This is a genomic window from Janthinobacterium psychrotolerans (assembly GCF_001677885.1).
GTDB classification, from domain to species: domain Bacteria; phylum Pseudomonadota; class Gammaproteobacteria; order Burkholderiales; family Burkholderiaceae_D; genus Janthinobacterium; species Janthinobacterium psychrotolerans.
In genome coordinates this window covers 37,744-64,235 of the sequence record NZ_LOCQ01000050.1, presented here as the reverse complement: position 1 = coordinate 64,235, position 26,492 = coordinate 37,744, and the positions used below count along the sequence as shown (strand labels likewise).

Sequence of the window (26,492 nt, the reverse complement as noted above, 5' to 3'; positions counted from 1 at the left end):
TGTAGATGCCGGAGCCGACGATCATATTGTCGACCGTTCGATATAGCCCGATTTTTGCTCGACCACCTTGGTGGTCGGGTTGGGCCACTTGAAGTCGACCCAGCCGCGTCCTTCCTTGCTGCCGGCGGTGGCGATCAGCGCGCGGATCACGGCCTTGCCCTCGTTGTCCTTCATGTCGATCAGGTTCTTGCCGACCATCTTGGGATTGTTGCCGTGTGCCAGGGTGACGCCATTCATGTCATACACATAGATATACAGGTCGCGGTCATGGAAGCTGGTATTCGCCGGATCGGAAATCGCCGCAAACGCTTTTTCCTTGCCGTCGGACTTGATCATGGCGACGGCGCGCTTGGTCATGGCGATCGCTTCGTCTGCGGTGCCTTTCGGCGCGGCCCATGCCGCCGCGCTGGCGCAGACCATGAAGCCGGCGAGGAGGGCGTGCACGCCCGCTTTGACACATGTATTCATTGCTGTCTCCTGGGATGATGGGCAACCCCGGCGCGGCCTGTACGGCACTGGGAAGTGGAGTTGCCTGTTCGTATCATACGCCGCTGCCTCATTTACGCAATCACGCTGGCAAAGATGGTGTGCCATAAATGCATCACCTGGTCGGCATGCGCTTGCACGCGCTCGGGCGCCACGCGCGCCAGGTCCTGCCCTTGCAGACGCAGCTGGTGCTGCAGCTTGCGCAGCGCGCGGTAGGCGTCAGCCACGCCGGTGGCCAGGGTGGCGTCGATCAGCCCCAGTTCGCCGCACAGGCGCAGCAGGGCGATATTGCCCGAGTTGGCGGTCAGCTGTGGATACCGCGCCGCATGCTGCAGCACCAGGTATTGCACCATGAACTCGATATCGATCATGCCGCCGGGGTCCTGCTTCAGGTCGAAACTGCCGGGGCGCGGCGGATGGGCGTCGATCATGCGTTTGCGCATGGCCACCACTTCGCCCTTCAGCGGGCCGTTTTCCGGGCGTTCCTTGCACAGGATGGTGTTGCGGATGCGCTCGAAATGCTTGCCGATATTGACGTCGCCGGCGCAAAAGCGCGCCCGCGTCAGCGCCTGGTGTTCCCACACCCAGGCCGCGCTGCTCTGGTAGCGCTCGAACGCCTGCACGCTCGACACCAGCATGCCGGACGCGCCATCGGGGCGCAGCGCGATATCGATATCGAACAGGATGCCGGCCGAAGTATGCGAGGTCATCCAGGTAATGAAGCGCTGCGCCAGCTTGGCGTACAGGCCCGGCGCTTCCTGGTCGTCGTCATCGAACAGAAAGATCACGTCGAGATCGGAGACATAGCCTAGCTCCTTGCCGCCCAGCTTGCCATATGCGATGACGGCGAACTTCGGCACCTCGCGGTGGCGCGTGGGCAAGGTTTGCCAGACCGCCTGCACGGTGGCGGCGACGATGATGTCGGCCAGCTGTGACAGGTAGTCGGCCAGTTTTTCCACGCTCAGGTCGCCGGCCAGGTCCTGCGCCAGGCACTGGAACAGCTGCGCATGATGGGTTTCGCGCAAGATATCCATCTGCCGCTCGGTGTCGCCCGGTGCGTCGTCGAGCTGGCGCTGCAGGTCTTGCGCCAGGGCTGCCGGATCGGGCACGCTGTGGCGGATGCGCTCATCCAATAGTTCATCGAGCAGTATCGGGTGTTGCGTCAGGAAGGTGGCGGCCCAGCCGCTGGCGCACACCATGCGCACCACGCGTTCCAGGGTGTGCGGGTATTCGGTCAGCAGCGACAGGTAGGCCGAACGGCGCGCAATGGCTTCGAGGAAATCGAGCAGCCGGCCCAGGGTGGCCAGCTGGCTGGCGTTGCCGTTCGACATGGAGCAGTCGGTGATCAGGGGCAGGGCCGCATTGACCAGCGCGACCAGGCGCGCGCGGCTCGCTTCGGGCAGCGACTGCAGGCGCGGCGCCTGCCAGGTGGCCAGCAGCCGGCGCGCACAGGCGGCCGGCTCATGGAAACCGAGGGCGGCAAAGCGTGCCTCGATGGCTTCCTGCTGGTCCGAGGCGGCGCAGTCGTTCGAGCTCTGCGGATCGAGGCCGGTATCGGCCGGCGGCGCGCCGCTGGTCTTGTCGCTGAACATCTCGTCGAACTGGCCGGCCACGAACACGCGGTGCGCTTCGAGCCGTGCCAGCAGGGTGGCCGCATCGGGCAGGCCCATCATCCGCGCCACGGTCAACCGGTCGTCCTCGCTGGCGGGCAGGGTATGGGTTTGCGCATCGTCGAGGTATTGCAGCCGGTGTTCCAGGTTGCGCAAAAAGGTGTAGGAGGCCAGCAGTTTTTCAACAATCAGCGGCTCCAGGTAGCCTTTGTCGGCCACCGTGCGCAAGGTGGCGCGCGTGGAGCGTTCGCGCAGCTCGGCGTCGCGCCCGCCGCGTATCAGCTGGAACACCTGCGCCAGGAACTCGATTTCGCGGATGCCGCCACGGCCCAGCTTGACGTTATTGCTGCGGTCCGGGTGCAGCCGCTCCTGGCGGTTGACCTCGGCGCGGATCTGGCCATGCATATTGCGGATCGCATCGATCACGCCAAAGTCCAGGTAGCGGCGGAACACGAAGGGGCGCACGATGGCGTCGAGCGCGGCGATGTCGTCCGGCTTGCCGGTAACGGCGCGCGCCTTGACCCAGGCATAGCGCTCCCATTCGCGGCCCTGCACGATCAGGTATTGCTCGACCATGCCCAGGCTGGCGGCCAGCGGCCCCGAGTTGCCGTTCGGCCGCAGCGCCATGTCGACGCGGAAGGTAAAACCGTCCTGCGTGATCTCGGCCAGGGCGGCGATCAGCTTTTTGCCCATGCGTATGAAAAACTCGTGATTCGACAGGCCGCGCTGGCCCGGCTGGGTCGCTTGCGTGTCGCCGTCCTCGGGGTAGACGAAGATCAGGTCGATGTCCGATGACACGTTCAGTTCGCCGCCGCCCTGCTTGCCCATCGCCAGCACCATCAGTTCCTGTTCCTGGCCCGATTCCTCGCCCACCGGCATGCCGTGCGCGGCCACCATTTCGGCCATGATGGCGGCGCAGTGGCGCACAATCGCGAAGTCGGCAAACCGCGTCATGGCGGTGACCACCTCGTGCAGGTCGGCCTGGCCGTCGAGGTCGCGCGCGATCAGGCCGCACACCAGCAGGTTGCGCAGCTGGCGCATGGCGCGCTCGAGTGGCAAAGGCGGCGTGGCGGCGCCGGCCAGCCGGGCCAGCTCGGCGTCGAAGTCGAGCCCGTCAAGCGGCGCTTGCACCAGGCGCGCGGCCTGGCCGGCGCGGTCCGGGGCGGCGTTAAGCCAGCGCTGGTAAAAACGCGAGGCGGAGGTCAGGGACGGATGGCTCATGGTGGCGATTTCTATGGTGTTGATCGTTTATCGTGGCGAAAGTACGCACTTTGTCGCCGGGCTTGCCTGCGAACAGCAGGGGATGCGGTAAAATTGGGCCGCCTGCACAGTTTGCCCGGCAGTCTCCCGGACGATGGTAAGGGAGGCGCCGCCCGGACGCAAGCGCAGGGATGACGCCAAGATCATGGCAACCCCCGGAAACCAGGCGATTTTTGCCATTATTTGACGCCAGGCCAGTTTATTAGCTTATCGATGCAAAAACCGCCAGAAGCAAGCCCGACAGAACATGTGCCGCTGGCCCTGCGCTGGCGGCGGCTGCGTGCCGCCTGGCGCATGGCCAACCTGGCCACCCACCATGTGCTCGGTTTTGCCGCCAAGGCGGTGGTACTGGCGTATTTCGCCTTCGCCGTGCTGTTCCTGTTCCTGCGCTACGCCATCCTGCCCAATATCGATTACTACAAAGGCGATATCGAGCGCGCCGCCAGCCGCGCGCTGGGCAACCCCGTCAGCATTGCGCGCGTGTATGCTTCCTGGCATGGCTTGCGGCCCAATCTGTTCTTCGGCGAGGTTACCCTGCGCGACCAGGCGGGACGGCCGGCGCTGAGCGTGCCGAGCATTTCGGCCACGGTATCGTGGTGGAGCGTGTTCGGTTCGGTGCGCTTCGAGCGCCTGGAAATCACGCGCCCGGACCTGGCCGTGCGCCGCAGCAAGGATGGCGCCCTGTACGTGGCCGGCGTGCTGGTCGATAACAAGGAAAAAGGCGATGGCAGCGGCGCCGACTGGCTGCTGTCGCAGCACGACGTGATCATCCGCGACGGCAAGCTGCGCTGGACCGACGAATTGCGCGGCACGCCCGAACTGGCGCTGGACCAGGTCAACCTGTTGCTGCGCAACCGCTGGCGCAGCCACCGGCTCGGGCTGCAGGCGACGCCGCCGGCCAGCCTGGCCGCGCCGGTCGATGTGCGCGCCCACTTCACCCACCCGGCCTTCAGCACGCGCATTTCCGATGTGTCGATGTGGAAGGGCGAGCTGTATGCCGACCTGAAGAATGCCGACCTGGCCGCTTGGCGCGCCTATCTCGATTATCCGTTCGAACTGAGCCAGGGCAAGGGCGCGCTGCGCGCCTGGCTGAACCTGGACCATGCGCGCCTGGCCGGCTTTACGGCCGATGCCAGCCTGAGCGATGTGCAGGCCCGTCTCGGCAAGGACATTCCCGCGCTTGACCTGCTGAGCGTGAGCGGAAGAGTCTCGGCCAGGGAGACCTTGTCGGCCGCCGCGCCCGATGGCAAGCCCACCTTCGGCACCAACGGTCACCAGGTGGAGCTGGCCGATTTTGCGCTGGAAACGCGCGACGGCCTGAGCTTGCCGCCGACCACCTTGTCCGAGCGCTACGTGGCCGCCACCCGCCGCCAGCCGGCGCAAACGCAGATCACGGCGCGGCTGCTCGACTTGCAGACCTTGGCCGCGCTGGCCGAAAAACTGCCCTTGAGCATGCCGCAGCGCGCACAGCTGGCGGCGCTGGCGCCGCGTGGCCGCCTGCAGGATTTTTCGGCCGAGTGGCAGGGCGATATCGCCAGCGCCAGCAGTTACCGCATCCGTGGCCGCCTGCTGGGACTGGGCCTGAACGCCCAGCCGGCGCGCCTGGCGCTGGAAAAAACCGCGAGCAGACCGGCACTGGCTGGCGCGCCGGCGATTCCCGGCTTTGACAACCTCAGCGGCACCATCGACGCCAGCGAGCAGGGCGGCCAGATCGACATCGATGCGCATGACCTGGTGCTGCAGTTGCCATCCTACCTGCTTGAGCCGGCGATGCCGTTCGAACAATTCCAGATGAAGGCACGCTGGGCTTTCGAAGCCAACAATATATTGCAGGTCGACCTGGCGCAGCTGCTGTTCAACCAGCAAGGCTTGCGCGCCAACCTGCGCGGCAGCCACCGCATGCCGCTCGACGGCAAGAACCTGGGCCAGGTCGACCTGACCGGCACCGTGGATAACTTTGAAATCAATACCATCGGCCGCTACCTGCCGCTGCAAACCCCCGAGCACCTGCGCCACTGGCTGACCGGCGCGCTCGAAGGCGGCGTGGCGCGCGACGTCACCTTGCGTTTGCGCGGCGAACTGGAACACTTTCCGTTCAAGGCCGACACCGCCGCGCAACGCAGCCGCGGCGAATTCCGCGTGGCCGGCAAGATCGACAATGGCACGCTCAACTACGCGCCCGGCGAATATGCCGCAGCCGGTCCGCTGGCCGGCAAGGCGCCGCTGTGGCCGCAAGCGGAAAAAATCAAGGGCAGCTTCGTGTTCGAGCGCGCGCGCATGGAGATCCGCGCCGACACGGCCACCACCGGTGGCGTGGCGCTGGCCAACGTGAAAGCCGTGATTCCCGACCTGACCGTGTTCGACACGCTGCTCGATATCGAAGGCAATGCGGCCGGTCCCATGCAAGAATTGCTCAAGTATGTGAGCGCCAGCCCGGTGCTGGCCTGGATCGATCATTTTACGGACGAGACGACGGCCACCGGCAATGCCAGACTGGCGCTGAAACTGCATTTGCCGATCGAGCGCATGATGGAGGCGAAAGTGCAGGGCGGCTTGCAGCTGGCCGGCAACGACGTGGTGCTGTTCAACGACATGCCGCCCGTGCTGGGCGCCCAGGGCAAGATCGAATTCAATGAAAAAGGCGTCAACCTCAATGGCCTGAACGGTAATTTGCTCGGTGGGCCGCTGGCCATTTCGGGCGGCAGCCAGCCCGACAATTCGATCCAGGTCAAGCTGGCCGGTACGATGACGGTCGACGGCCTGCGCAAGACCTACCCCACGCCGGTGGTGCAGCGGCTGGCAAAACATCTGAACGGCAGCGCACGCTACAGCGGCCTGATCACTGCGCGCGACCATCAGCTGGTGGTCAGCGTCGACAGCCCCCTGACGGGCCTGGGCCTGGACTTTCCGGCGCCGTTGAAAAAATCCGCCGGCGACAGCATGCCCGTCAAATTTACCTTGAGCGGCAATGGCGCCAACGCGGCCGGCCTGCGCAGCGACGAGATCCGCATCGCTTTGGGCGCCGGCCTGGCCGCGCGCTACCAGCGCCAGAAACAGGGCAAGGAACCGTGGCGCCTGGTGCGTGGCGGCATCGGCGTCAATACCCCCGCGCCGGAACCGGACTCGGGCATGATGCTCAATGTGAACCTGAAAAGTTTTGACGTCGACAGCTGGATCGCCGCCGGCAGTACGATTGCCGGCGGCGGCGCATCAGCCGAACCTTCGCCAGGCGATGACGACGGGCTCGATATCGCCCAGTACGTGGTGCCCGACATGATGGCCGCGCGCGCCAGCGAACTGATGCTGGGCGAGCGCAAGCTGGAAAACGTGGTGGTGGGCGCGACCCATCAAAAAGATGTGTGGCAGGCCAATATCGACGCCAGGCAGGTGTCGGGTTATGTGACCTGGCTGGAAACGCCGTCGGGCCTGGGCAAGATGACGGCGCGGCTGTCCTCGCTGATCATTCCCGAGTCGGCCGCCAATGACGTGAAAAGCCTGCTCGAGGGTAAAAGCAGCGCCCAGTCGATTCCTTCGCTCGATATCGTGGCCGAGCGCTTCGAATTGTTCAACAAGCAGATCGGCCGGCTGGAGTTGCAGGCGTATAACACCATGGCCGCCAGCGGACGCGAGTGGCGCGTTGGCAAGCTGCTGCTGGCCAATGCCGACGGCGCCTTGAGCGGCAACGGCAAATGGGTGGTCAAGGATGGGCAAAGCACCACCAGCCTGCGTTTCGGCCTCGATATCGTCGACGCCGGCAAACTGCTCGACCGCTTCGGCTTTGCCGACACCGTGCGCCGTGGCAAGGGCAAGCTCAGTGGCGACATCGCCTGGAATGGCTTGCCGTATTCGCTCGATATTCCCAGCCTGTCGGGCCAGATCGAGATGAACGTCGAATCGGGCCAGTTCCTCAAGCAGGACCCGGGCGCGGCCAAGCTGCTGGGCGTACTGAGCCTGCAAGCCTTGCCGCGTTTGCTGAAACTCGATTTCCACGATGTGTTTTCGGAAGGGCTGGCGTTCGACGGCATCACGGCCAACGCCAGCATCAAGCGCGGCGTGGTGACCACCGACAACCTGAAAATGCATGGCGTGGCGGCCACCGTGCTGATGGACGGCACGGCCGATATCGCCAACGAAACCACCAATCTGCATGTAGTGGTGATCCCCGAATTTAACCTCGGCACCGGGCCGCTGGTGTATGCGCTGGCGGTCAACCCGGTAATCGGCCTGGGCAGTTTTCTCGCGCAACTGTTCCTGCGCGCGCCCGTCATGAAGGCGCTGACCTATCATATGCAGATCGCCGGACCGTGGAAGTCGCCCGTGGTGACCAAGCTCGAAGGTGGCAAATTGGCACCCGCCGCCACGCCGGCGCCGGCGGCGCAATAGTCGAACACAAGGGGGTATCGATGCACACAGTGGCCGCAATACAGATGATTTCCACGCCGTCCATCACGGAAAACCTGGCCACGGCCAAACGCCTGGTGGCGCAGGCCGCCAGCGACGGTGCGATGCTGGTGGTGCTGCCCGAATACTGGGCCATCATGGGGCAGCACGAAACGGACAAGCTGGGCCACGCCGAACAGCCCGGCAGCGGTCCGATCCAGGACGGCATGGCGCAGATGGCGCGCGAGCACGGCGTCTGGCTGATCGGCGGCACCTTGCCTTTGGTGTCGCCCGAAGCGGGCAAGGTGCTCAACACCACCCTGGTGTACGACCCGCAAGGCGAGGCGGCCGGCCGCTACGACAAGATCCACCTGTTCGGCTTTACGCGCGGCGCAGAGTCCTATAATGAATCGCGCACCATCGTCGCCGGCGCCCAGGTGCGCAGCGTCGATACGCCCTTGGGCAAAGTCGGCCTGTCGATCTGCTACGACCTGCGTTTCCCGGAACTGTACCGCGCGCTGGGCGAGTGTGCGCTGATCGTGGTGCCGGCCGCATTTACCCATACCACCGGCCGCGCCCACTGGGAAGTGCTGCTGCGCGCGCGGGCGATCGAAAACCAGTGCTATGTGCTGGCCTCGGCCCAGGGCGGCGCGCATCCGAACGGCCGCCGTACTTGGGGCCACAGCATGCTGATCGACCCCTGGGGCGAAGTCAAGGCGGTGCTGGACGAAGGCGAGGGCGTGGTGAGCGGACAGATCGATCCGGTATTTCTGGCCGGTGTACGCGAGTCGCTGCCTGCGTTAGCGCATCGCACCATGTAATTGTGTTGGAGGTAAGACCATGATCCCATTCGAACCGAACCTGTCCGGCCTGGCCGTGGCGCGCGATATCCTGCTCACGCCGTTTGGCCTGGACGAAGACAAGCTGCTCAAGGCGCTGGGCACGATGTTCAGCCACAAGGTCGATTACGCCGACCTGTATTTTCAGTCGACCCGCAGCGAAGGCTGGAGCCTGGAAGAAGGCATCGTCAAGACCGGCAGTTTTTCCATCGACCAGGGCGTCGGCGTGCGCGCCGTGTCGGGCGACAAGACGGCGTTTTCGTATTCCGACGAGATTTCCGAGCGGGCCTTGCTGGAAGCGGCGGCGGCCACGCGCACGATCGCCAGGGCCGGCACCGGCCGCGTCAAGATCGCCGGCGGCATGCAGCCGCAGGGCGGCCGCTCGCTGTACCTGCCCAACGATCCGCTGGCCTCGCTGGACGCCACGGCCAAGGTGCAACTGCTGGAGCGCGTGGAAAAAATGGCGCGCGCCAAAGATCCGCGCGTGGTGCAGGTGATGGCCGGCCTGGCCGGTGAATACGACGTGGTGCTGGTGCTGCGCAGCGACGGCGTGCTGGCGGCCGATATCCGCCCGCTGGTGCGCGTGTCGCTGACCGTGATCGCCGAGCAGAACGGCCGCCGCGAGACCGGTTCGGCCGGCGGCGGCGGGCGCTACAGCTATGATTATTTCACCGACACGGTGCTGGAACAATATGCGAGCGAGGCCGTCAGCTCCGCCCTGGTCAACCTCGAAGCGCGGCCCGCGCCGGCCGGCCCGATGACCATCGTGCTGGGACCGGGCTGGCCCGGCATCCTGCTGCACGAAGCGATCGGCCATGGCCTGGAAGGCGATTTCAACCGCAAGGGCTCGTCCGCCTTTGCCGGCTGCATCGGCGAGCGCGTGGCGGCCAAGGGCGTCACCGTGGTCGATGACGGCACCCTGCAGGGCCGGCGCGGCTCGCTCAATATCGACGACGAGGGCAACCCCACGCAGTGCACCACCCTGATCGAAGATGGCATCCTGAAAGGCTATATCCAGGACACCATGAACGCGCGCCTGATGAAAATGCCGGTGACGGGCAACGCGCGGCGCGAATCGTTCGCCCACCTGCCGATGCCGCGCATGACCAATACCTATATGCTCGGCGGCGACAAGGATCCCGGTGAAATCCTCGCCTCCGTGAAAAACGGTTTATATGCCGTCAATTTCGGCGGTGGGCAAGTCGATATCACCAACGGCAAGTTCGTGTTTTCGGCCAGCGAAGCCTATATGATCGAGAACGGCAAGCTCAGCTATCCGGTCAAGGGCGCCACCCTGATCGGCAACGGCCCCGACGTGCTCAACCGCGTCTCCATGATCGGCAACGACATGCGCCTGGACTCCGGCGTGGGCGTATGCGGCAAGGAAGGGCAGAGCGTGCCGGTGGGGGTGGGGCAGCCGACGTTGAGGCTCGATGGCATTACGGTCGGTGGCACTGCGTAACGTTGTGCGTAGGTCGGGTTAGCGCGCAAGCGCGTAACCCGACAACATTGTTGGCCTTTGCGGTGTTGTCGGATTACGGCGCTGCGCGCCTAATCCGACCTACCTTATGTTCAGAATTTATACTTCAACCCCGCACTGATAAACCGCCCCGCCGCACCCGCATAATCGAGCGGGTTGTAGCCTGTCGCGCCATACGTCAGCGGATCGAGCGGCGCGACCTTGTCGAACAGGTTCTGCACCGAGGCAAACACTTCCAGCTGCGGCGTGGCCAGCCAGCGCCCCGTCAGGTCGATTGTTGTAAACGAGGCGAGGCGGCAGCCGCCCGGTGCGTCGTTGCCATTGGCGTAGTGAGTGGCGCAGCCGTCGGGGTCGTTCTTGAACAGCACATTGTCCAGCGGCGCGCGGTAGTTGACGTTGGCCGACACGCGCCAGTTGCGCCGCTCCCAGGTGGCGCCCAGGTTGACCCGGTCGTCGGGTGTGCCCATGCAGTTCGAGACGTCGCAGTTGCCATGGGTGCCGGCGAAATCGCGTTCTGAGCCGTCGCGCTCGATGCGCAGCCATTTGAACAGATGGGTCCATTTCACATCGAAGACCAGGTTGCCCATGTCGCCGCCCAGCACAAAGCGCTGGCGCGCGTCGATATCGACGCCGCGCACCTTGGTTTGCGCCGAATTGACATAGCTGGCCAGCACGGCCGTGATGGCGCCCGGATCGCCGGGGATGCCGGTGGCGGTGGACGGGTCGCGCGCGACGTTGCCGGCGGCGATCGCGGCGTCGGTCTGCTCCTGGTTGATTTCATTCTTGCGCCGGATCTGCCACAGGTCGACCGACACGCTGGTGCGCGGCAGCGGGTCCCACACGGCGCCCAGCGAATAGCTGCGTGAGCGCTCGGGCGCCAGGTCGGGATTGGGCGAGGTGATCACGGCGATCGAGGCCGGATCGCACGCCACTTCCACCCCCAGCGCACAACGAACGGGGTCGGATGCGGTGGAAAACGCGGCCAGGCCGCCGACGCCGTTTTCGGCCGCGTTCGGCGCCCTGAAGCCCTTGGCAAAGGTGCCGCGCAGCGCCAGCTGGCGCACCGGCGTCCATTTCGCGCCAACCTTGGGGGTATAGGAGTTGCCGAGACTGGAGAAATGGTCGGCGCGCAGCGCGGCCGACAACTCCAGGTTGGCCAGCACCGGCGCCAGCACTTCCGCATAGACGGCCGAGGCGCGGCGGCTGCCACGGTAAGCGGAGTAACCGAGGCCGATGATATTGCCGCGCTCGGTGCCGGCGGTTGGCTCAAGGCGCGTCGATTCATGCCGGAACTCCGCGCCCACCGCCACGCCCATGTCGCCGCCGGCCAGCTTGCCCATGGCGCGGCTGGCCTTGAAGTCGATCTGCGCGATGCGCGTGCGCGCGTCGTTCGAGATGGTCGGCGACAGCGCGCCATACAGTTCCGGTGAATTGAGACCGGCATTTTCGGCAATGCGCCACACGCTGCCGGGCGGCAGGGCGGCGTAGCGCGGGTTCAGGCTGGCGGCCGCCACATTGGCCGCGCTGGGGTTGAGCAGGGCAAAGGCGACATCGCGCTGCAAATAGCCGTTGCGGTCGTTGGAGACCTTGTTTTCCGAGTACAGCAGGGCGCTGTCGATATCCCAGCCGGCGGCCGTGCCCTTGATGCCGGCGACAAACCGCGAAAAGGTCGATTCGATGTCGGACACGCGCGGGCCGACATCGGCGGCCAGGTAGCGCATGCGCGCCGCCGTGCCGAAATACGGGTTGTCCGGGTGGGCCGCACCGAGCGCCACGGCCGCATTGCTGACCGGGCCGCCCGGATAGCCGACCGAGCTGTGGATGGCCGATGGGGTGGTGCTCGAGGTCGATTCGCTGTGGTAAAGGTTCAGCTCGGCATAGGTCTGCAGGGCCGGCGTCAGCTGCCAGGTGCCGCGGCCGAAGAAATTGATGTTCTTCTGCTTGGGCTGGATCTGGCCGTATTGTTGCGCGGGGTCCGTCAGGCAGCCGCCGCCCGGGTCGCCCTGCGGGTGATTGGTGAAGTTGCCGCAGGCGGCGCCGGGAAAGAGGCGGGTAAAACCGGCGCCGGCCAGGTTGCCGCGGTTGTAATAGTCGAGCGTGGCCGGGTTGCGCACATTGCCGTTGACGGCGCTGCCGGCCGCGTTGTTGGTGGTGATGGCGCCGGCGCCGCTCAGGGACTCCTGCGCGCTGAAGCCGAGGTCGCGCAAGTCGCTGCGGCCCACCGCGCCGCGCCCGGCGCGGTCGCGGTGCCAGATCACGGCTTTTTCGCTGTATTCGAGATTCAGCAGCACGTTGTAGCGGTCGGTGTCGAGGTCGCCAAAACCGTGCGTGATGGCGGCGCGCGCATCGCGTCCGTCCCAGTCCTTCGTCTTGCCATAGTTGCCGCGTACGGTGGTGCCCTGGAAGTCGCGCCGCAGGATCACGTTGACCACGCCGGCGATCGCGTCCGAGCCATAGATGGCCGAGGCGCCGTCCTTGAGGATTTCCACCCGTTCCACCGCTTCGAGCGGAATGATGTTCAGGTCGGCAAACACTTTCTGGCCATCGTCGGCCAGGCCGTAGGGCGCGACCCGGCGGCCATTGAGCAGCACCAGGGTCGACGAGGTGCCCAGGCCGCGCAGCGATATGCCGGACGCGCCCGAGGCAAAGCCGCCGCCAAAGGTGGTCGGCACCGAGCCCTGGTTGTCGACGGCCAGGGTTTGCAGCAGTTCGGCCACGCTGGACTTGCCCGAGCGTTCGATATCGGCCGCGTTCAGGGTCTGCACGGGCGACGCCGTTTCCGCCTCGGCGCGGCGGATGTTCGAGCCGGTGATTTCAACCCGGGCGATCGGCGCGGCATTGGGGGCATCCTGCGCCAGCGCCGGCAGGGCAAACAGGGTGCTGGCCAGCGCCAGGCCCAGCGGTGGTAGTGATGGTGCGAGGAAAGGCGGACGTGCGGACAGGTTGTAGCTCATGCTGTTCTCCGGAAAAGGTCGGACGGGAAAAACCGTCGATGCGCCTTTGAGTGTCGGTGGCGCCGCCTGTCCGGGATTCGATCTGTATCAGTTGTACGCCGCTTGACCTGTGCAAATTGCGTGACATGTGGTGCGTCTGCCACGGCGGCCACAGCCGTAGTCTGGAAAAGTGTCAGAAGGCAAACCTTACCTAAAGCAATTTTTCGCGGTTTTTCGCCCACTTTGCCGCCTGAAACGACAGCCATCCGCGGCTTTGCCGACAAATATGCTTGCCAAGCTTTGCCGTATGGGTTTATAGTCGTTCATCACTTACGGATGACTCGCATGTTCGCTCGCCACTTTTTTACCGCCTATTTTTACTTTAGCAATTCCAACCCAAAGGCGGTGGAGTAGCGGTCGGTTCACGTAGCAGCAAAAAACGAGATCCCAGCACATTCTGAAAAACCGCCACCGATGGCGGTTTTTTTTTACCCGGATGTTTTACCCCTGTTCAAATTTTGGAGAAAATAATGCCCCGCACCGATGATTTGCGTATTCGCGAAATGAAGGAATTGACTCCGCCGTCCCACCTGATCCGCGAATTTGCCTGCTCGGAAGCCGCCTCCCGGACGGCCGCCGATTCCCGCGTGGCGCTGCACCGCATCCTGCATGGCCAGGATGACCGCCTGATGGTGGTCATCGGCCCCTGCTCGATCCACGACACCAGGGCGGCGATGGAATACGCGCGATTGCTGGTCAAGGAGCGTGCCCGCTTTGCCGGCGAACTGGAAATCGTCATGCGTGTGTACTTTGAAAAGCCGCGCACCACGGTCGGCTGGAAGGGGCTGATCAATGACCCGTACATGGACAACAGCTTCCGCATTAACGACGGCTTGCGCATGGCGCGCGAGCTGCTGCGCGACATCAATGAACTGGGCCTGCCGGCCGGCACGGAATTTCTGGACGTGATCAGCCCGCAATATATCGCCGACCTGATCAGCTGGGGCGCGATCGGCGCGCGCACCACCGAGTCGCAGGTGCACCGCGAACTGGCGTCGGGCTTGTCCTGTCCGGTCGGCTTCAAGAACGGCACCGACGGCAATGTGAAAATCGCCGTCGAAGCGATCAAGGCCGCCTCGCAGCCGCACCATTTTCTGTCGGTCACCAAGGGCGGCCACTCGGCCATCGTCTCGACCAACGGCAATGAAGACTGCCATATCATCCTGCGCGGCGGCAAGACGCCGAACTACGACGCGGCCAGCGTGGAAGAAGCCTGCAAGGCGATCGCCGCGCAAGGCCTGGCGTCGCGCCTGATGATCGACGCCTCGCATGCGAACAGCTCGAAAAAGCCGGAAAACCAGGTGCCCGTCTGTGCCGACATCGCCGCGCAAGTGGCGGGCGGCGACGAGCGCATCGTTGGCGTAATGGTCGAGTCGCACCTGGTGGCGGGGCGCCAGGATCTGGTGCCGGGCAAGGAACTGGTCTACGGGCAGTCGGTCACCGACGGCTGCATCGACTGGAGCGCCAGCGTGGCGGTGCTGGAAAATCTGGCGGCCGCGGTGAAGCAGCGCCGCTTGCAGGGCGACAAGGAGTAATCGCGCCAGCATGAAAAAAGCCCGGAAGGCTCAGTCGAGCCTTCCGGGCTTTTCAGTTTTCAGCGTTGATAAAAGCTTAGAACTTGTAGGAACCGCTCAGGTAGAACTGGCGGCCCAGGGCGCTCGAGTACGCCGGGTTGTAGCCAACCTGGTGCGAACCCGTATTGCGCAGCGTGAACGGTGGATTGCGGTCGAACATGTTCAGGATGCCGGCCGTGATTTCCACATTGCTGACCGGACGGTAAGCGCTTTGCAGGTCGAACGTCGTGTAGCTCGGTACTTCCAGTTGCACGCCATAGCAGGCGCCTGGCTGGCCGGCGACGATCACGGCGCAATCATCCGCGCTTTGATTGACGTCGGTGTAGCCGTTGCGGTAGCTCGCGCTCAGGGTATGCGTGAACTTCGCGGTTTCATACGAGGTCGTCGCTTTGATGATGTTGCGGAAGCTGACCTTGTCGTTCGAGCCGTAACGGTTCAGGCTGGTTTCCCACTGGTCATCGGTGCCTGGCGTGGTGTAGCGCGAACGCAGCAGGTAGGTCCCCGACAGGCGGCTGGTCAGGCGGCCGTCCAGCAACTTCATCTTGTGGGTGAAGTCGTAGTCGATACCACGGTTTTCCACCTTGCCGATGTTAATTGGCAGCAGTTTGATGGCCAGCACGTCGCGGCCCGTCGAGCTGATGTGCTTGGTGGTGAACAGCGAAGCGTACTTGGCCGGATCGGCAAAGATCAGGCCTTCGGATACCGAGGTCACCTGGTCGCGGATTTCCACGTTCCACAGGTCGAACGACATCGACAGGCTGTCGAACGGTTCGAATACGGTGCCGATGCTCCACTGCTTCGATTTTTCCGGCTTCAGGTCAGGATTGCCGCCCTGGAAGGCTTCAAATTGCTGGCGTCCCACGTTGTTGCAGTAGGCGGCCAGCGGATGGCCGGCCATGCCGTTGGCCGCTGTCAGCGGGCACTGGTAGTTACCACCGGTGACGCCCCAGTCTTCCAGCGGACCGGCGATTTCCTGCATGCTGGCGGCGCGGAAGCCCGTACCGGCGGCGGCGCGGAACATCAGGTTGCGGGTAGCCGAATATTTGCCGCTGATTTTCCAGGTGGCAGCGTCTTCCGTCTTGCCGACCTTGACACCGGTCAGTTTGTTGTCGATGGCGCTGATCTGGTCGTAGCGGACCGAACCGGTCAGTTCCAGTTTCTTGGTGACAGGCATCATCAACTCGGCATAGGCGCCGGCGTTGTCGCGCGAGTAATCGCTGTCGACTTGCGGGTTGTCAAACAGGATCTGCGCTTCTTTTGCCACATCAGCCTGGCGCACCTTGTACGAGGTGTTGCGGTAGTCGGCACCCACGCCCAGCATGGCCGTGCCGCCTGGCAGCTTGAACACGTCGCGCGATGCGCGGCCATCGATGCCCTTCATTTCCACCGTCTGCGTGTTGTAGGTGCCGCTGAAACCGGTACCCAGCAGTGCCTGGCGCATGGCGTCAGGCATGCTGCCAACCGGATAGGCGAACGGATCGATATTGCCGGCGTCGACCTGCGCGTTGAACTGGTTGGCCAAAGGGAAACCGCTGACGTATTTCTGCGTCTGCTTGTTTTTCGAGTAGGTCACGGCGGAATTGATGTCCCAGCCGAATGCGCTGCCTTCCACGCCGCCGACAAGGTGGGTCGCCTTGGTGCCGTAATCGTAGGTGCGGTTGCCCATTTCGGACAGGCGGTAGGTAGCGGCAACCGAATCGACGTTCGCGTTCTGGTCGGCCGTCAGGTTGGGCGAAATGTACTTGTTGTACAGCGCCGAGCCTTTGGCGATCGAAAAGTCGGCCGGGTAGGGTGCGATGCTTGAAACGATTTTTGCTTCCGTGTAGGCCAGGTCATAGAAACCCTGCCAGCCGGTCTTGCCCAGTTTCATGGAACCCGAGCTGAACAGCGAGTCGCGTTTCGATTCAGGATTGATTTCGATCGTCGATGGCGAATCGAAGTAGCAGTTGCCATCGCCATAGAAGTCCATATTGCTGGCGGCGCATTTGCCACCATTGGCCAAAGCGTATGGATTGAGCTTGCTTGGTGCGCCAGAGGCGTCGTAGCCAGGCTTGTAGGTCAGCGAGGCGTTGGCCGGGGCCGAACGCGACGAGCCGTTGATGAACTGCAGCGCCTGGCCGGTTTTTGGATCGTTGAAATTGATGATGCCGCTGCGTGCGAAGCTGCGCTGCGATGCTTTCAGCGCTTTTTGTTCGTCATGGCTGGCCGACACAAAGATGCTGTAGCCATCGTCGTCGATATCGCCGAAGCCCTTGCTGATCGAGAACGAGTTGCTGGCGCCGCCTTTTTCTTCAGGACGCGAATACTTGGCGTTCAGTTCCAGTGGCGCCGCGCCTTTTTTCAGGATGAAGTTGATCACGCCGGCAATCGCGTCGGCGCCGTACAGGGCCGAGGCGCCGTCGGTCAGCACTTCAACGCGTTCGATGGCGGCCAGTGGAATCGAATTCAGATCGATGGTGGTGCCCGAGTTCGACGGCGCCAGACGGCGGCCATTGAGCAGCACCAGGGTGTAGGCAGCACCGATATCGTGCAGCGAGGCCGTGGTCACGCCGCCGCCGCCGCCGCCGACCGAATCGGCCGCCACGGAAAAGCCTTGCATGGCTGGAATTTGCTGGATGAAATCGGTTACGGTGGTGACGCCGGATTTCTTGATGTCTTTCTGATTGAACGACTGTACCGGCAGCGACGCTTCGGAAGCGATACGCTTGATGCTCGAACCGGTCACTTCCACGCGCTGCATCGGCGCTTCTGTTGTTTCTTGCGCATAGGCGGCGTGCATGCCGAGGGCAATGCTGCCAGCAAACATGAGGCGCACGGTGCGCGACATTACATTTTCAACCATTATCGTAAATTCCTTGTTTTTGTAATAAATGCGGCAATTATTTTGAGATAACTTGTTGCCCATTGATAATTAATTTGCTTGAATTCAATTAGGCCAATGAAAATTCGGAGATTTCTCAGGCTCGTCATCAAAACATTCATACAATCAATTGTCAAATTCGCGTCGACTTTTTGGACGAAACGCAACATTTTTTTGTTAGTTTTGCATTGCTTCAGCAATAAAGTATCGAGTTCGCTTGTCAGGCGTGCTCAGCGGCGTAAAATAAAACGGCGGCCAGCATCGCTGCCGGCGCCGTCCTGTTGTTCAGTCTCTCCGTGTTTATCCCGTCCCGCTTCCCTTAAAACGTATAGCTGCCGCGCAAGTACCAGGCGCGGCCGACCGGGTCCGTGTAGCGCGGGTCATAGCCCTTCTGGAACAGCGTGCCCTGGTTCGAGAAGGGCGGTTCGCGGTCGAACAGGTTTTTCACGCCGGCCGTCAGCAGCCAGCCCTGGCGCGCATAACTGCCCGACACATTGATCAGGCTGTACGACGACACGTCGTGGCGATATGCTTCATCGACGCTGTTCTGGTCGGTATAGCCGGACTTGTACGCCTGCGTCACGGTCGCGCCCCAGGCGCCGTAACGCCAGTTGACGGTGGCCGTGTGTTTCCAGCGAAATACCGGGTTGTTGTCCGCATAGCGGCCCACGTTGTGGATGAATTCGCCATCGCGCTCGTTCTGGTAATCATATTTATGGATCCAGGTGCCGTCGACCGCCAGGCTCACTTCGCCGTACGCGCCGCGCCACAGGCGGGCGTTGACACTGACATCGACGCCATCCGTCTTGACCTTGCCGAGGTTGTCGTTCAGGTCGAGGATGGCGTTCGGCGAGCCGTCCGGATTGCGCAGGAACAGCGCCTTGTATTTTTCATAGTTGCCGAAGATGGCCTGCTCGGGCAAGGACGCGATCTTGTCTTTCAAATGGATATTCCAGTAGTCGAGTGCGACGGTGAGCTCGCGCACGGGCTCGAACACGACGCCGAAGGCCACCGTCCTCGATTTCTCCGGCCGCAGGTTTTCATTGCCTCCTTGCAGCTTGTACTGCTGCAAGTCGCAGTCGCGCAGGGGGTTGGCGCCCGGCTGCGGCACGCCGCCCGGACACAGGATCGGGTCGTCATAGGTGTCGTTGGTGTCGTTGCGCGACGGCGGCGCATTCTTTTCGAACAGGGTGGGGGCGCGAAACCCGGTGCTGGCCGAGCCGCGCAGCACCAGCCGGTCGCTGGCCTGGTAGCGCAGGCCCAGTTTCGGATTGGTGGTGCTGCCGACGTCACTGTAGTGGTCGAAGCGGGCGGCCAGCTGCACTTCCAGGTTTTTGATCAAAGGCAGGTTCAGTTCGCCGAACACGGCTTCGATATCGCGCGCGCCATCTTTTGAAAGCGAACCGGACAGCCCGGAACTGCTGGCCTGGCCGGCGATTTCGCGGTCGACATTGAACTGCGCCTTTTCGCGCCGCAATTCCGCACCCAGCGCCAGCGCCAGCGGGCCGCCGGCCAGCTGCATCAGCTCGCGGCTGGCTTTGACGTCCAGGCCGGTGGTGGTGACCCTGGCGTTCTGCACTTCGCCGCGCAAGGCGGTGCTGGCCAGATAGGCCTTGCCGGCCGCATTCTGCTCGCCAAACGGATTCAATATGCCGTTCAGCACGCCGGCGGCGAACGACGCGTCCTGCACATAGCCGCCCGTAAAGTCTTCCGACGAGCGGCTGACGGCGCGGCTCACGGCACCCTGGTAATCCCAGCCCGCCAGCACGCCTTCGAGCGCCAGCACCAGCCGGTCGGCCTTGCCGCGCGAGTCGATCTGGCGCTGGCCCGCTTCCACCGGGCGCCAGTTCACGCTCAAGGGCTGGCCCGACAGACCGGCCTGGGCCGGCACGCCGCCCGCATTGCCCGGATACCAGGGACTGCTGGCCGGCAGCACCAGGCCGATTTGCGGTGGCGGCGCCGTGCGCGCCTTGACCTTGTTTTCCGAATGCAGATATTCAAACGTCGCCAGGTGGCCGCCTCCCAGCTTGACGCTGCCCTTGCCGAACAGCGCCAGTTGCCGCTGCGCCGGCAGGTCGTCGATCTGGCGCGTGTAATCCTGGCGGCAGGTGCCGTTGGCGGCGGCCACCGACAGCGGCGGCAAACAGCCGCCGGCCGCGTACGGGTTGCCGGCCAGGCCGGCGCCGCCGTTGGCGGCCGCATCAAAATAATTGCCGGGAAAGGTGGTGCCGCTGGTGACCGACAGGCCGCGGCCGGGCACGATGCCGGTGCTGGAAAAGGCCCGCTCCTGCGAGGTCAATACGTCCTGCTGGTGATAGTCGATGACGCCAAACAGATTGTAGCCGTCGCTATTGAGCTGGCCCACGCCCGACGACAGGTTGAGCCGCTGCTCGTCGGCGCCGCGGTGCTGCGGTGCCACCACTTCGGCCGTGATATTGGTGGTGTTGACGGAGCGCTTGGTGATGAAGTTGATCACGCCGCCGATGGCGTCGGTGCCATAGATGGCCGAGGCGCCGTCGCGCAACACCTCGACCCGGTCGAGCGCGGCCAGGGGAATGATGTTCAGGTCGACGCTGGCGCCGTCATACGGATGGTTGGCGATGCGCCGGCCATTGAGCAGTACCAGCGTCTTGTCGCCGCCCAGGCCGCGCAGGTCGGCGCTGGCCTGGCCGCCGGTGGGCAAGCCGCTGGTATTGCCGCCGACGGCGTTGCCGCTGCCCATGCTCGACGCGTTCGACGGTATCTTGCTCAGCACCTCCTGCGCGGTCGACAGGCCTTGCCGGGCGAAATCGTCGGCCTTGAAGATCGACAGCGGTGTGGCCGTTTCCGACACCAGCCGCTTGATCGAGGAACCCGTCACTTCCACCCGCTGCATCGTCGGCGCGGATGGGTCGTCGGCCGTTTGCGCCAGCGCTGCCGGCAGCCAGGCGGCCAGCAAGGAGGCGCACAGCAGGCGCAGCGGTGGAACGGCGTGTGGGGTGATCGGCATGCTTGCTCTCCTGGAAAAGTTGAGGGACCAGCCAGCAGTTTTAGCAGTTGCAATTGGTTAACGATTTGAGTTGGCGCAAAGGCCCGGACAGTCGGGGGCCAAGTCGGTACGGTGTGTTGCAAATACAGCTTTCTGCCCAGGCGGCAAAATATGCGTTATCGTTACGCGTTTTTCCGCCAGTTATCTGGCGGCTGCGACAGCCGCAAACAAGGCACAGATCTTGCGAGGATGGACTGGTTTTGGCGGTGGACTCCTGTATCCCAGGGCGAAGCCAGTACAAGCGCACCAATGCGGTGCGACAGATAATCGAGATGAAGGGTATTACATGAAGTCACCATGGATGCGGCGCCTGGCGCTGCTCGCCTGCCTGAGTTCGCTGCCGCTGCTGGCCGCCGCCGACGCGCCAGCGGCCGCCAAGCCGGCCAAGACGCTGCGCTACATCCTGCCGGCCGCCGAGACCGGGTTTGATCCGGCCACCGCGCGCGACCTGTATTCGAACCACATCACGCAAGCCGTGTTCGACACCCTGTACACCTACGACTATCTGGCGCGCCCCGTCAAGGTGGTGCCGCAAGCGGCTGCCGCCATGCCGGAAGTATCGAGCGACGGCAAGACCTATACCATCCGCCTGAAAAAAGGCATCCTGTACACGCCCGACGCCGCGTTCGGCGGCAAGCGGCGCGAACTGACCATGGCCGACTATGTCTATTCGTGGAAGCGCCTGTTCGACCCGCGCCTGGCCTCGCCGCACAGCTGGCTGTTCGAAGGCAAGGTCGTCGGCCTCGACGACCTGGCCAAAGAGGCGGCCAGGACCAACAAGTTCGACTACAGCAAGAAGGTGGCGGGGCTGGAAATCCTCGATCCCTACACCTTGCGCATCACCCTGACCAAGACCGATTTCAACTTTCCCATGATCCTGGCCTATGTGCCGACCGCCGCCGTAGCGCGCGAAGTGGTGGAAAAATACGGCGACGTGAAGGGCGAAGTCGGTTCGAACCCGGTCGGCACCGGCTACTACACCCTCGGTGAATGGACGCGCGGCAACCGCATCGTCCTCAATAAAAACCCGCAGCACCTGCCCGAGACCTGGAACTTCCTGGCTGGCGACGATCCCGACGACCAGCGCATCGTGCGCCAGATGCAGGGCAAGGCTATCCCCGCGATTGACCGCATCGAAATCACCGTGATGATCGAAGACCAGTCGCGCTGGCTGTCGTTCCAGAGCGGCGGCACCGACGTATTCTGGCTCGACGGCCCACTGGCGCCGAAAGCGCTGCTCAATGGCAAGCTGCGCCCCGAGCTGGCCGAGAAGGGCGTGCAGTTGTCGCGCCTGCTGGACCCGGAGATCAGCTATTACTACTGGAATATGGAAGACCCGGTGCTCGGTGGCTTCAGCAAGGAAAAGATCGCCCTGCGCCGCGCGATTGCCATGGCGCACAATATCGATGAAGAAATCCGCATTATCTGGAACGGCCAGGCCAAGCGCCTCGACTATCCGATACCGCCGGGCGTGGTCGGCTACGATCCCCATTACAAGAGCCTGCTGCAATACGATCCGGTGCTGGCCAACAAACTGCTCGACAAGTTCGGCTACAAAAAGGGCGCCGACGGCTGGCGCACCCTGCCGGACGGCAAGCCGCTGCTGATCCGCTACGCCTCGCGCAACGAAGCCAATGGCGTGCTGCAGGCCGAAATGTGGCGCAAGACGTATAACTCGCTGGGCATCCGCATGGAAAACGACCGCATGATCTTTTCCGATATCTTGAAGACGGAAAAGCAGTGCAAGATGCAGACGCGCACCGCGCCCTGGCTGGCCGACTACCCGGACGGCGACAATTTCATGCAGCTGTTCTACGGCCCGAACACGCACCAGAACAACAACGGCTGCTACCAGGACCCGGAATACGACAAGTGGTATGCCGCCAGCCAGGCCATGCCGGCCAGCCCCGAGCGCGACGAGCTGTACCATAAAATGGCGCGCCGCCTGGAGGTCAATGCCGGCGCCCTGATCGGCTACGCGCGCTACCGCAATATGCTGGCGCAAAAATCGGTGCTGGGCTACAAGAAGCATCCGATCCTGTTCCAGGAATGGGCTTTCATGAATATCGACAGCAACGGCGCGCCAGTCGCGCCGGCGCCAGCGACCAAATAAACGCGGCTTATAACAACAAGGAATCATGATGTTTGCTTATATCCTGCGCCGCCTGTGGCAGATGCTGCCAACCATGCTGGGCGTGGTGCTGCTGGTATTTATATTGTTCAACTGGGTCGGCGGCGATCCGGCGTACATCCTCGCCGGCAAGATGTCCAGTGCCGAAAGCATCGCCAATATCCGCCGCCAGCTTGGCGTCGACCAGCCGTATTACGTGCAGCTGTGGATCTTCATCAAGCAGATCGTCACGTTCGACTTCGGCCAGAGCTGGGCCACCGGCGAGAGCGTCTCGCATATCATCACTTCGCGCCTGGGGCCGTCGCTGATGGTGCTGATTCCCCTGACCGTGCTGGAAACGTTTTTCGGCGTGGCGCTGGCGCTGGCCATCGCCTTCGTGCGCGGCTCGCTGACGGACCGCGCCGTGATGATCGCCTGCACGGTTGGCATGTCGATTTCCATCCTGGTCTACATCATCGTGTTCCAGTATGGCTTCGCCTACAAACTGGGCCTGTTCCCGGTGCAGGGCTGGGGCGACAGCTTCTGGGAAAACCTGCTGCGCTATTCGACCTTGCCGATTCTGATCGGCCTGGCCGTATCGATCGCGCCGACCCTGCGCCTGTTCCGCACCTTCGTGCTCGATGAGGCGAACCAGGACTATGTGCGCACGGCGCGCGCCAAAGGGCTCAAGGAAGGGCGCATCATGTGGGTTCACGTGCTGCGCAATGCCGCCATTCCCATCATTACCTACGTGATGTCCAACCTGCCGGCGCTGCTGATCGGGGCCTTTTTGCTGGAACGCTTTTTCGGCATTCCCGGCATCGGGCGTGAAGTCATTTTGGCCGTCGAACGCAGCGATTTTCCGGTGATCAAGGCGATCACCGTCTATGTCGCCGCCGCCACCATGCTCTTCAACCTGCTGACCGACCTGATGTACCAGGCGGTCGATCCACGTGTCCAACTGAAGTAGAAAGTGACGATGTCGAAACCTCATACATCGCCGGGCCTGTGGGCCCTGGCGTGGCGCCGTTTGCGCGGCGACAAAATCGCCATGGTATCGCTGGCCGTGGTCGGCGCGTTTTTCCTGCTGGTGCTCGCTTCAGCCGGCGGCCTGGTCGGTGCGAACTGGGAAGATGAAGTGGCCGTCAGCTATGCGCCGCCGACCTTTGCCGGCGCCGACCCGGTCGCCGCCGGCATCGATGGCGCCATTCCCGTGACCGACGAGCGCAGCCTGCCGACGCCCGTCAACGTGCTCGACCCTTTGGCCGGCGATATCGCCGAACTGCGCGCCCAGATGGGCAGCAATCCATCGGCCGGCGTCGAGATGTACGGCGTGACGGACCCGCTGGCCGACGATATCACCGCCTTGCGCGGCAGCATGGGCAAGACCAAAAAAGTGATTGCCCACAAGGCGACCACCTTGCCGTTCGGCGCCGACAAATGGGGCCACGATGTGCTGCAAAAAACCATCAAGGGCGGCGAAACGTCGATCGTGGTGGGGCTGGTGGCGGCCTTGCTGGCGGTCGTGCTGGGTACCATCTTTGGCGCCGTGTCCGGCTACTTCGGCGGCCTGGTCGACGATTTCTTCAACTGGTTCTACAGCATCTTCACCTCGATTCCGTCGATCCTGATGATCTTGACGGTGGCCGCCGTGCTGCAACAAAAAGGTGTGCTGACCATCGTGCTGATCCTGGGCCTGACCGGCTGGACCGGGCCGTATCGCCTGATCCGCGCCGAATACATCAAGCACAAGGCGCGCGAATACGTGATGGCGGCCGACGCCATCGGCGCTTCGCACTGGCGCAAGATGTTCTCGCATATCTTCCCCAACGTCAGCCACGTGGCGCTGGTGCAGATGTCGATCCTGGTGGTGGGCTTCATCAAGGCCGAAGTGATTTTGAGTTTCCTCGGCTTTGGCGTGCCGGTCGGCACCGTCTCGTGGGGCAGCATGCTGAACGAGGCACAAAACGAACTGATCCTGGGCAAATGGTGGCAATTGACGGCCGCCGCCACGGCGATGGCCGTGCTGGTGACGGCGTTCTCGCTGTTTACCGATGCCTTGCGCGATGCGCTCGACCCCAAAGTGAAATAGGACTGCCCATGGACCAGAACAATCTGTTGGAAGTGCGCGACCTGCGCGTCACCTTCCGCCTCGACAAGAAAACCACCTTTGAAGCCGTCAAGGGCATTTCGTTCAATGTGCCGCGCAACAGCACGGTGGCGCTGGTGGGCGAATCGGGCAGCGGCAAGTCGGTCAGCTCGCTGGCCGTGATGGGCCTGCTGCCGCCAGACAACACCATCATCGACCCGCAATCGGGTATTTTCTTTGGCGGGCGCGACTTGCTCACATTGTCGATCGCCGAGCGGCGCGAGATGTGCGGCAAGGATATCTCGATGATCTTCCAGGAGCCGATGTCGTCGTTGAACCCGGTGTTTACGGTCGGCTTCCAGATCGCCGAAGTGCTGCGCCAGCACATGGGCATGAACCGCAAGCAGGCGCGCGCGCGCACCCTGGAGTTGCTCGACGAGGTCGGCATTCCCGACCCCGCCAACAAGATCGATGCCTATCCGAGCCAGATGTCGGGCGGCCAGCAGCAGAGGGTGATGATCGCCATGGCGATCGCCTGCGAGCCAAAACTGCTGATCGCCGACGAGCCGACCACGGCGCTCGATGTGACGATCCAGAAGCAGATCATGGACCTGATCGCCGCGCTGCAAAAGAAACATCAGATGTCGGTGCTGTTCATTACCCACGACCTGGGCCTGGTGGGCGAAATCGCCGACCACGTGATCGTCATGCGCCACGGCGAAGTGCGCGAGACGGGCGAAGTGCGCCAGGTATTCGAGACACCCAAAGATGCCTACACCAGGGCGCTGCTGCATTGCCGGCCGTCGCTGGACGAACGCCCGTGGCGCCTGCCCGTGATTGCCGACTATATGGAAGGCAAGGCCGGCCCCGGTGTGGAAATCAAACAACGCTCGCGCGGCTACACGCCCGGTGACGAACCGGTGCTGGTGGTCAAGAACCTGAGCAAGAGCTTCTATATGCGCGAAGGCCTGTTCGGCAAGCGCGAGTTCCAGGCTGTCAAGGATGTGTCGTTCACCCTGCCACGCGGCAAGACGCTGGGCGTGGTGGGCGAGTCCGGCTCGGGCAAGACCACCGTCGGCCTGACCCTGCTGCGCTTGCACCAGGCCACCGGCGGCACCGCCATGTTCCACGGCAAGGACCTGATCGCCATGCCGAACAAGGAATATTTGCCGTACAAACGCCGCATCCAGATCATCTTCCAGAACCCGTATGCCTCGCTCAACCCGCGCTTTACGGTGGGCCAGATTTTGCTCGAACCGATGCGCATCCACACCATCGGTGCGAATGACCAGGAGCGCATCGCCAAGGCCTACTGGCTGCTCGATAAAGTCGGCTTGCCGGAACAGGCTTTCCACCGCTATCCGCACGAGTTCTCGGGCGGCCAGCGCCAGCGCATCGCGATTGCGCGCTGCCTGACGATGCAGCCGGAAATCCTCGTCTGCGACGAATCGGTGTCGGCGCTCGACGTGTCGGTGCAGGCGCAGGTGCTGAACCTGCTGCAGGACCTGCAGGATGAATTCGGCCTGTCGTATATTTTCATTTCGCACGACTTGTCGGTGGTGAAATATATCGCCGACCAGGTAATGGTGATGCATCAGGGCAAAGTGGTGGAACTGGCCGATTCGGACGAGTTGTACCGCAATCCGGTCCATCCCTATACCCGCACCTTGCTCAGCGCCATACCGAGAGGTGTACAAATTTAACGCCGCACAAAACCTGCTGCGCGTCGAGATTTGCGGCCTGCGATGCTCACTGTACTAAAGTACAGTTCCGCTTCTTAGCC

Annotated in this window: 13 protein-coding genes; 8 read left to right on the top strand and 5 right to left on the bottom strand. The window is 63.3% G+C overall.

Features of this window, described 5'->3' with window-relative positions:
* Positions 1-21: 21 nt before the first annotated feature.
* Positions 22-468 (bottom strand): cache domain-containing protein, encoded by a 447-nt coding sequence (locus tag ASR47_RS08500; RefSeq protein ID WP_342670533.1) that lies wholly within the window; start codon positions 466-468, stop codon positions 22-24.
* Between the two features lie 92 nt (positions 469-560).
* Positions 561-3,317 carry a bifunctional [glutamate--ammonia ligase]-adenylyl-L-tyrosine phosphorylase/[glutamate--ammonia-ligase] adenylyltransferase gene (gene glnE / locus ASR47_RS08495; protein ID WP_065307338.1) on the bottom strand — a complete coding sequence of 919 codons (2,757 nt, stop codon included), beginning with the start codon at positions 3,315-3,317 and terminating at the stop codon, positions 561-563.
* A 252-nt stretch (positions 3,318-3,569) separates the two neighbouring features.
* On the opposite strand from glnE, the gene ASR47_RS08490 reads away from it, so the two are divergent.
* Genes ASR47_RS08490 through tldD form a run of 3 tightly spaced genes read left to right on the top strand, consistent with a single transcriptional unit; the run spans position 3,570 to position 10,037 of the window.
* Entirely contained in the window at positions 3,570-7,739 is a 4,170-nt protein-coding gene (locus tag ASR47_RS08490) for a YhdP family protein (protein WP_065307337.1), read from the top strand.
* Positions 7,740-7,759: 20 nt separating this feature from the next.
* Positions 7,760-8,557, top strand: coding sequence for a carbon-nitrogen hydrolase family protein (locus tag ASR47_RS08485; RefSeq protein WP_065307336.1), 798 nt, complete (start codon positions 7,760-7,762; stop codon positions 8,555-8,557).
* Between the two features lie 19 nt (positions 8,558-8,576).
* Complete coding sequence (tldD, locus tag ASR47_RS08480; RefSeq protein ID WP_065307335.1) at positions 8,577-10,037, top strand: metalloprotease TldD; 1,461 nt, start codon at positions 8,577-8,579, stop codon at positions 10,035-10,037.
* 110 nt (positions 10,038-10,147) lie between these two features.
* Here the strand turns inward: tldD and ASR47_RS08475 are convergent, their stop codons facing one another.
* Complete coding sequence (locus ASR47_RS08475) at positions 10,148-13,009, bottom strand: TonB-dependent receptor (RefSeq protein WP_065307334.1); 2,862 nt, start codon at positions 13,007-13,009, stop codon at positions 10,148-10,150.
* A gap of 509 nt (positions 13,010-13,518) precedes the next feature.
* On the opposite strand from ASR47_RS08475, the gene aroG reads away from it, so the two are divergent.
* Positions 13,519-14,583: a 3-deoxy-7-phosphoheptulonate synthase AroG gene (gene aroG / locus ASR47_RS08470; protein WP_065307333.1), complete on the top strand. Its 1,065-nt coding sequence runs from the start codon at positions 13,519-13,521 to the stop codon at positions 14,581-14,583.
* A gap of 76 nt (positions 14,584-14,659) precedes the next feature.
* Here the strand turns inward: aroG and ASR47_RS08465 are convergent, their stop codons facing one another.
* Both ASR47_RS08465 and ASR47_RS08460 read right to left on the bottom strand, forming a co-directional pair.
* Positions 14,660-17,464 (bottom strand): TonB-dependent receptor, encoded by a 2,805-nt coding sequence (locus ASR47_RS08465; RefSeq protein WP_065307332.1) that lies wholly within the window; start codon positions 17,462-17,464, stop codon positions 14,660-14,662.
* A 337-nt stretch (positions 17,465-17,801) separates the two neighbouring features.
* Positions 17,802-20,471: a TonB-dependent receptor gene (locus tag ASR47_RS08460; protein WP_065307331.1), complete on the bottom strand. Its 2,670-nt coding sequence runs from the start codon at positions 20,469-20,471 to the stop codon at positions 17,802-17,804.
* Between the two features lie 325 nt (positions 20,472-20,796).
* Here ASR47_RS08460 and ASR47_RS08455 point away from each other — a divergent pair, with 325 nt between their 5' ends.
* From ASR47_RS08455 to ASR47_RS08440, 4 genes are read left to right on the top strand one after another with little or no spacing between them, the layout of a single operon-like run.
* Positions 20,797-22,623 carry an ABC transporter substrate-binding protein gene (locus tag ASR47_RS08455; RefSeq protein ID WP_065307330.1) on the top strand — a complete coding sequence of 609 codons (1,827 nt, stop codon included), beginning with the start codon at positions 20,797-20,799 and terminating at the stop codon, positions 22,621-22,623.
* A 28-nt stretch (positions 22,624-22,651) separates the two neighbouring features.
* Positions 22,652-23,590, top strand: a complete 939-nt coding sequence (locus ASR47_RS08450) for an ABC transporter permease (protein WP_065307329.1) — start codon at positions 22,652-22,654, stop codon at positions 23,588-23,590.
* A gap of 9 nt (positions 23,591-23,599) precedes the next feature.
* A complete protein-coding gene (locus tag ASR47_RS08445) occupies positions 23,600-24,712 on the top strand; it encodes an ABC transporter permease (protein WP_065307328.1) in 1,113 nt (370 codons plus the stop codon).
* An 8-nt stretch (positions 24,713-24,720) separates the two neighbouring features.
* The gene (locus ASR47_RS08440; RefSeq protein ID WP_065307327.1) at positions 24,721-26,412 is read left to right on the top strand and encodes an ABC transporter ATP-binding protein; all 1,692 of its coding nucleotides are present in this window, start codon (positions 24,721-24,723) and stop codon (positions 26,410-26,412) included.
* The last annotated feature ends 80 nt before the right edge of the window (positions 26,413-26,492 follow it).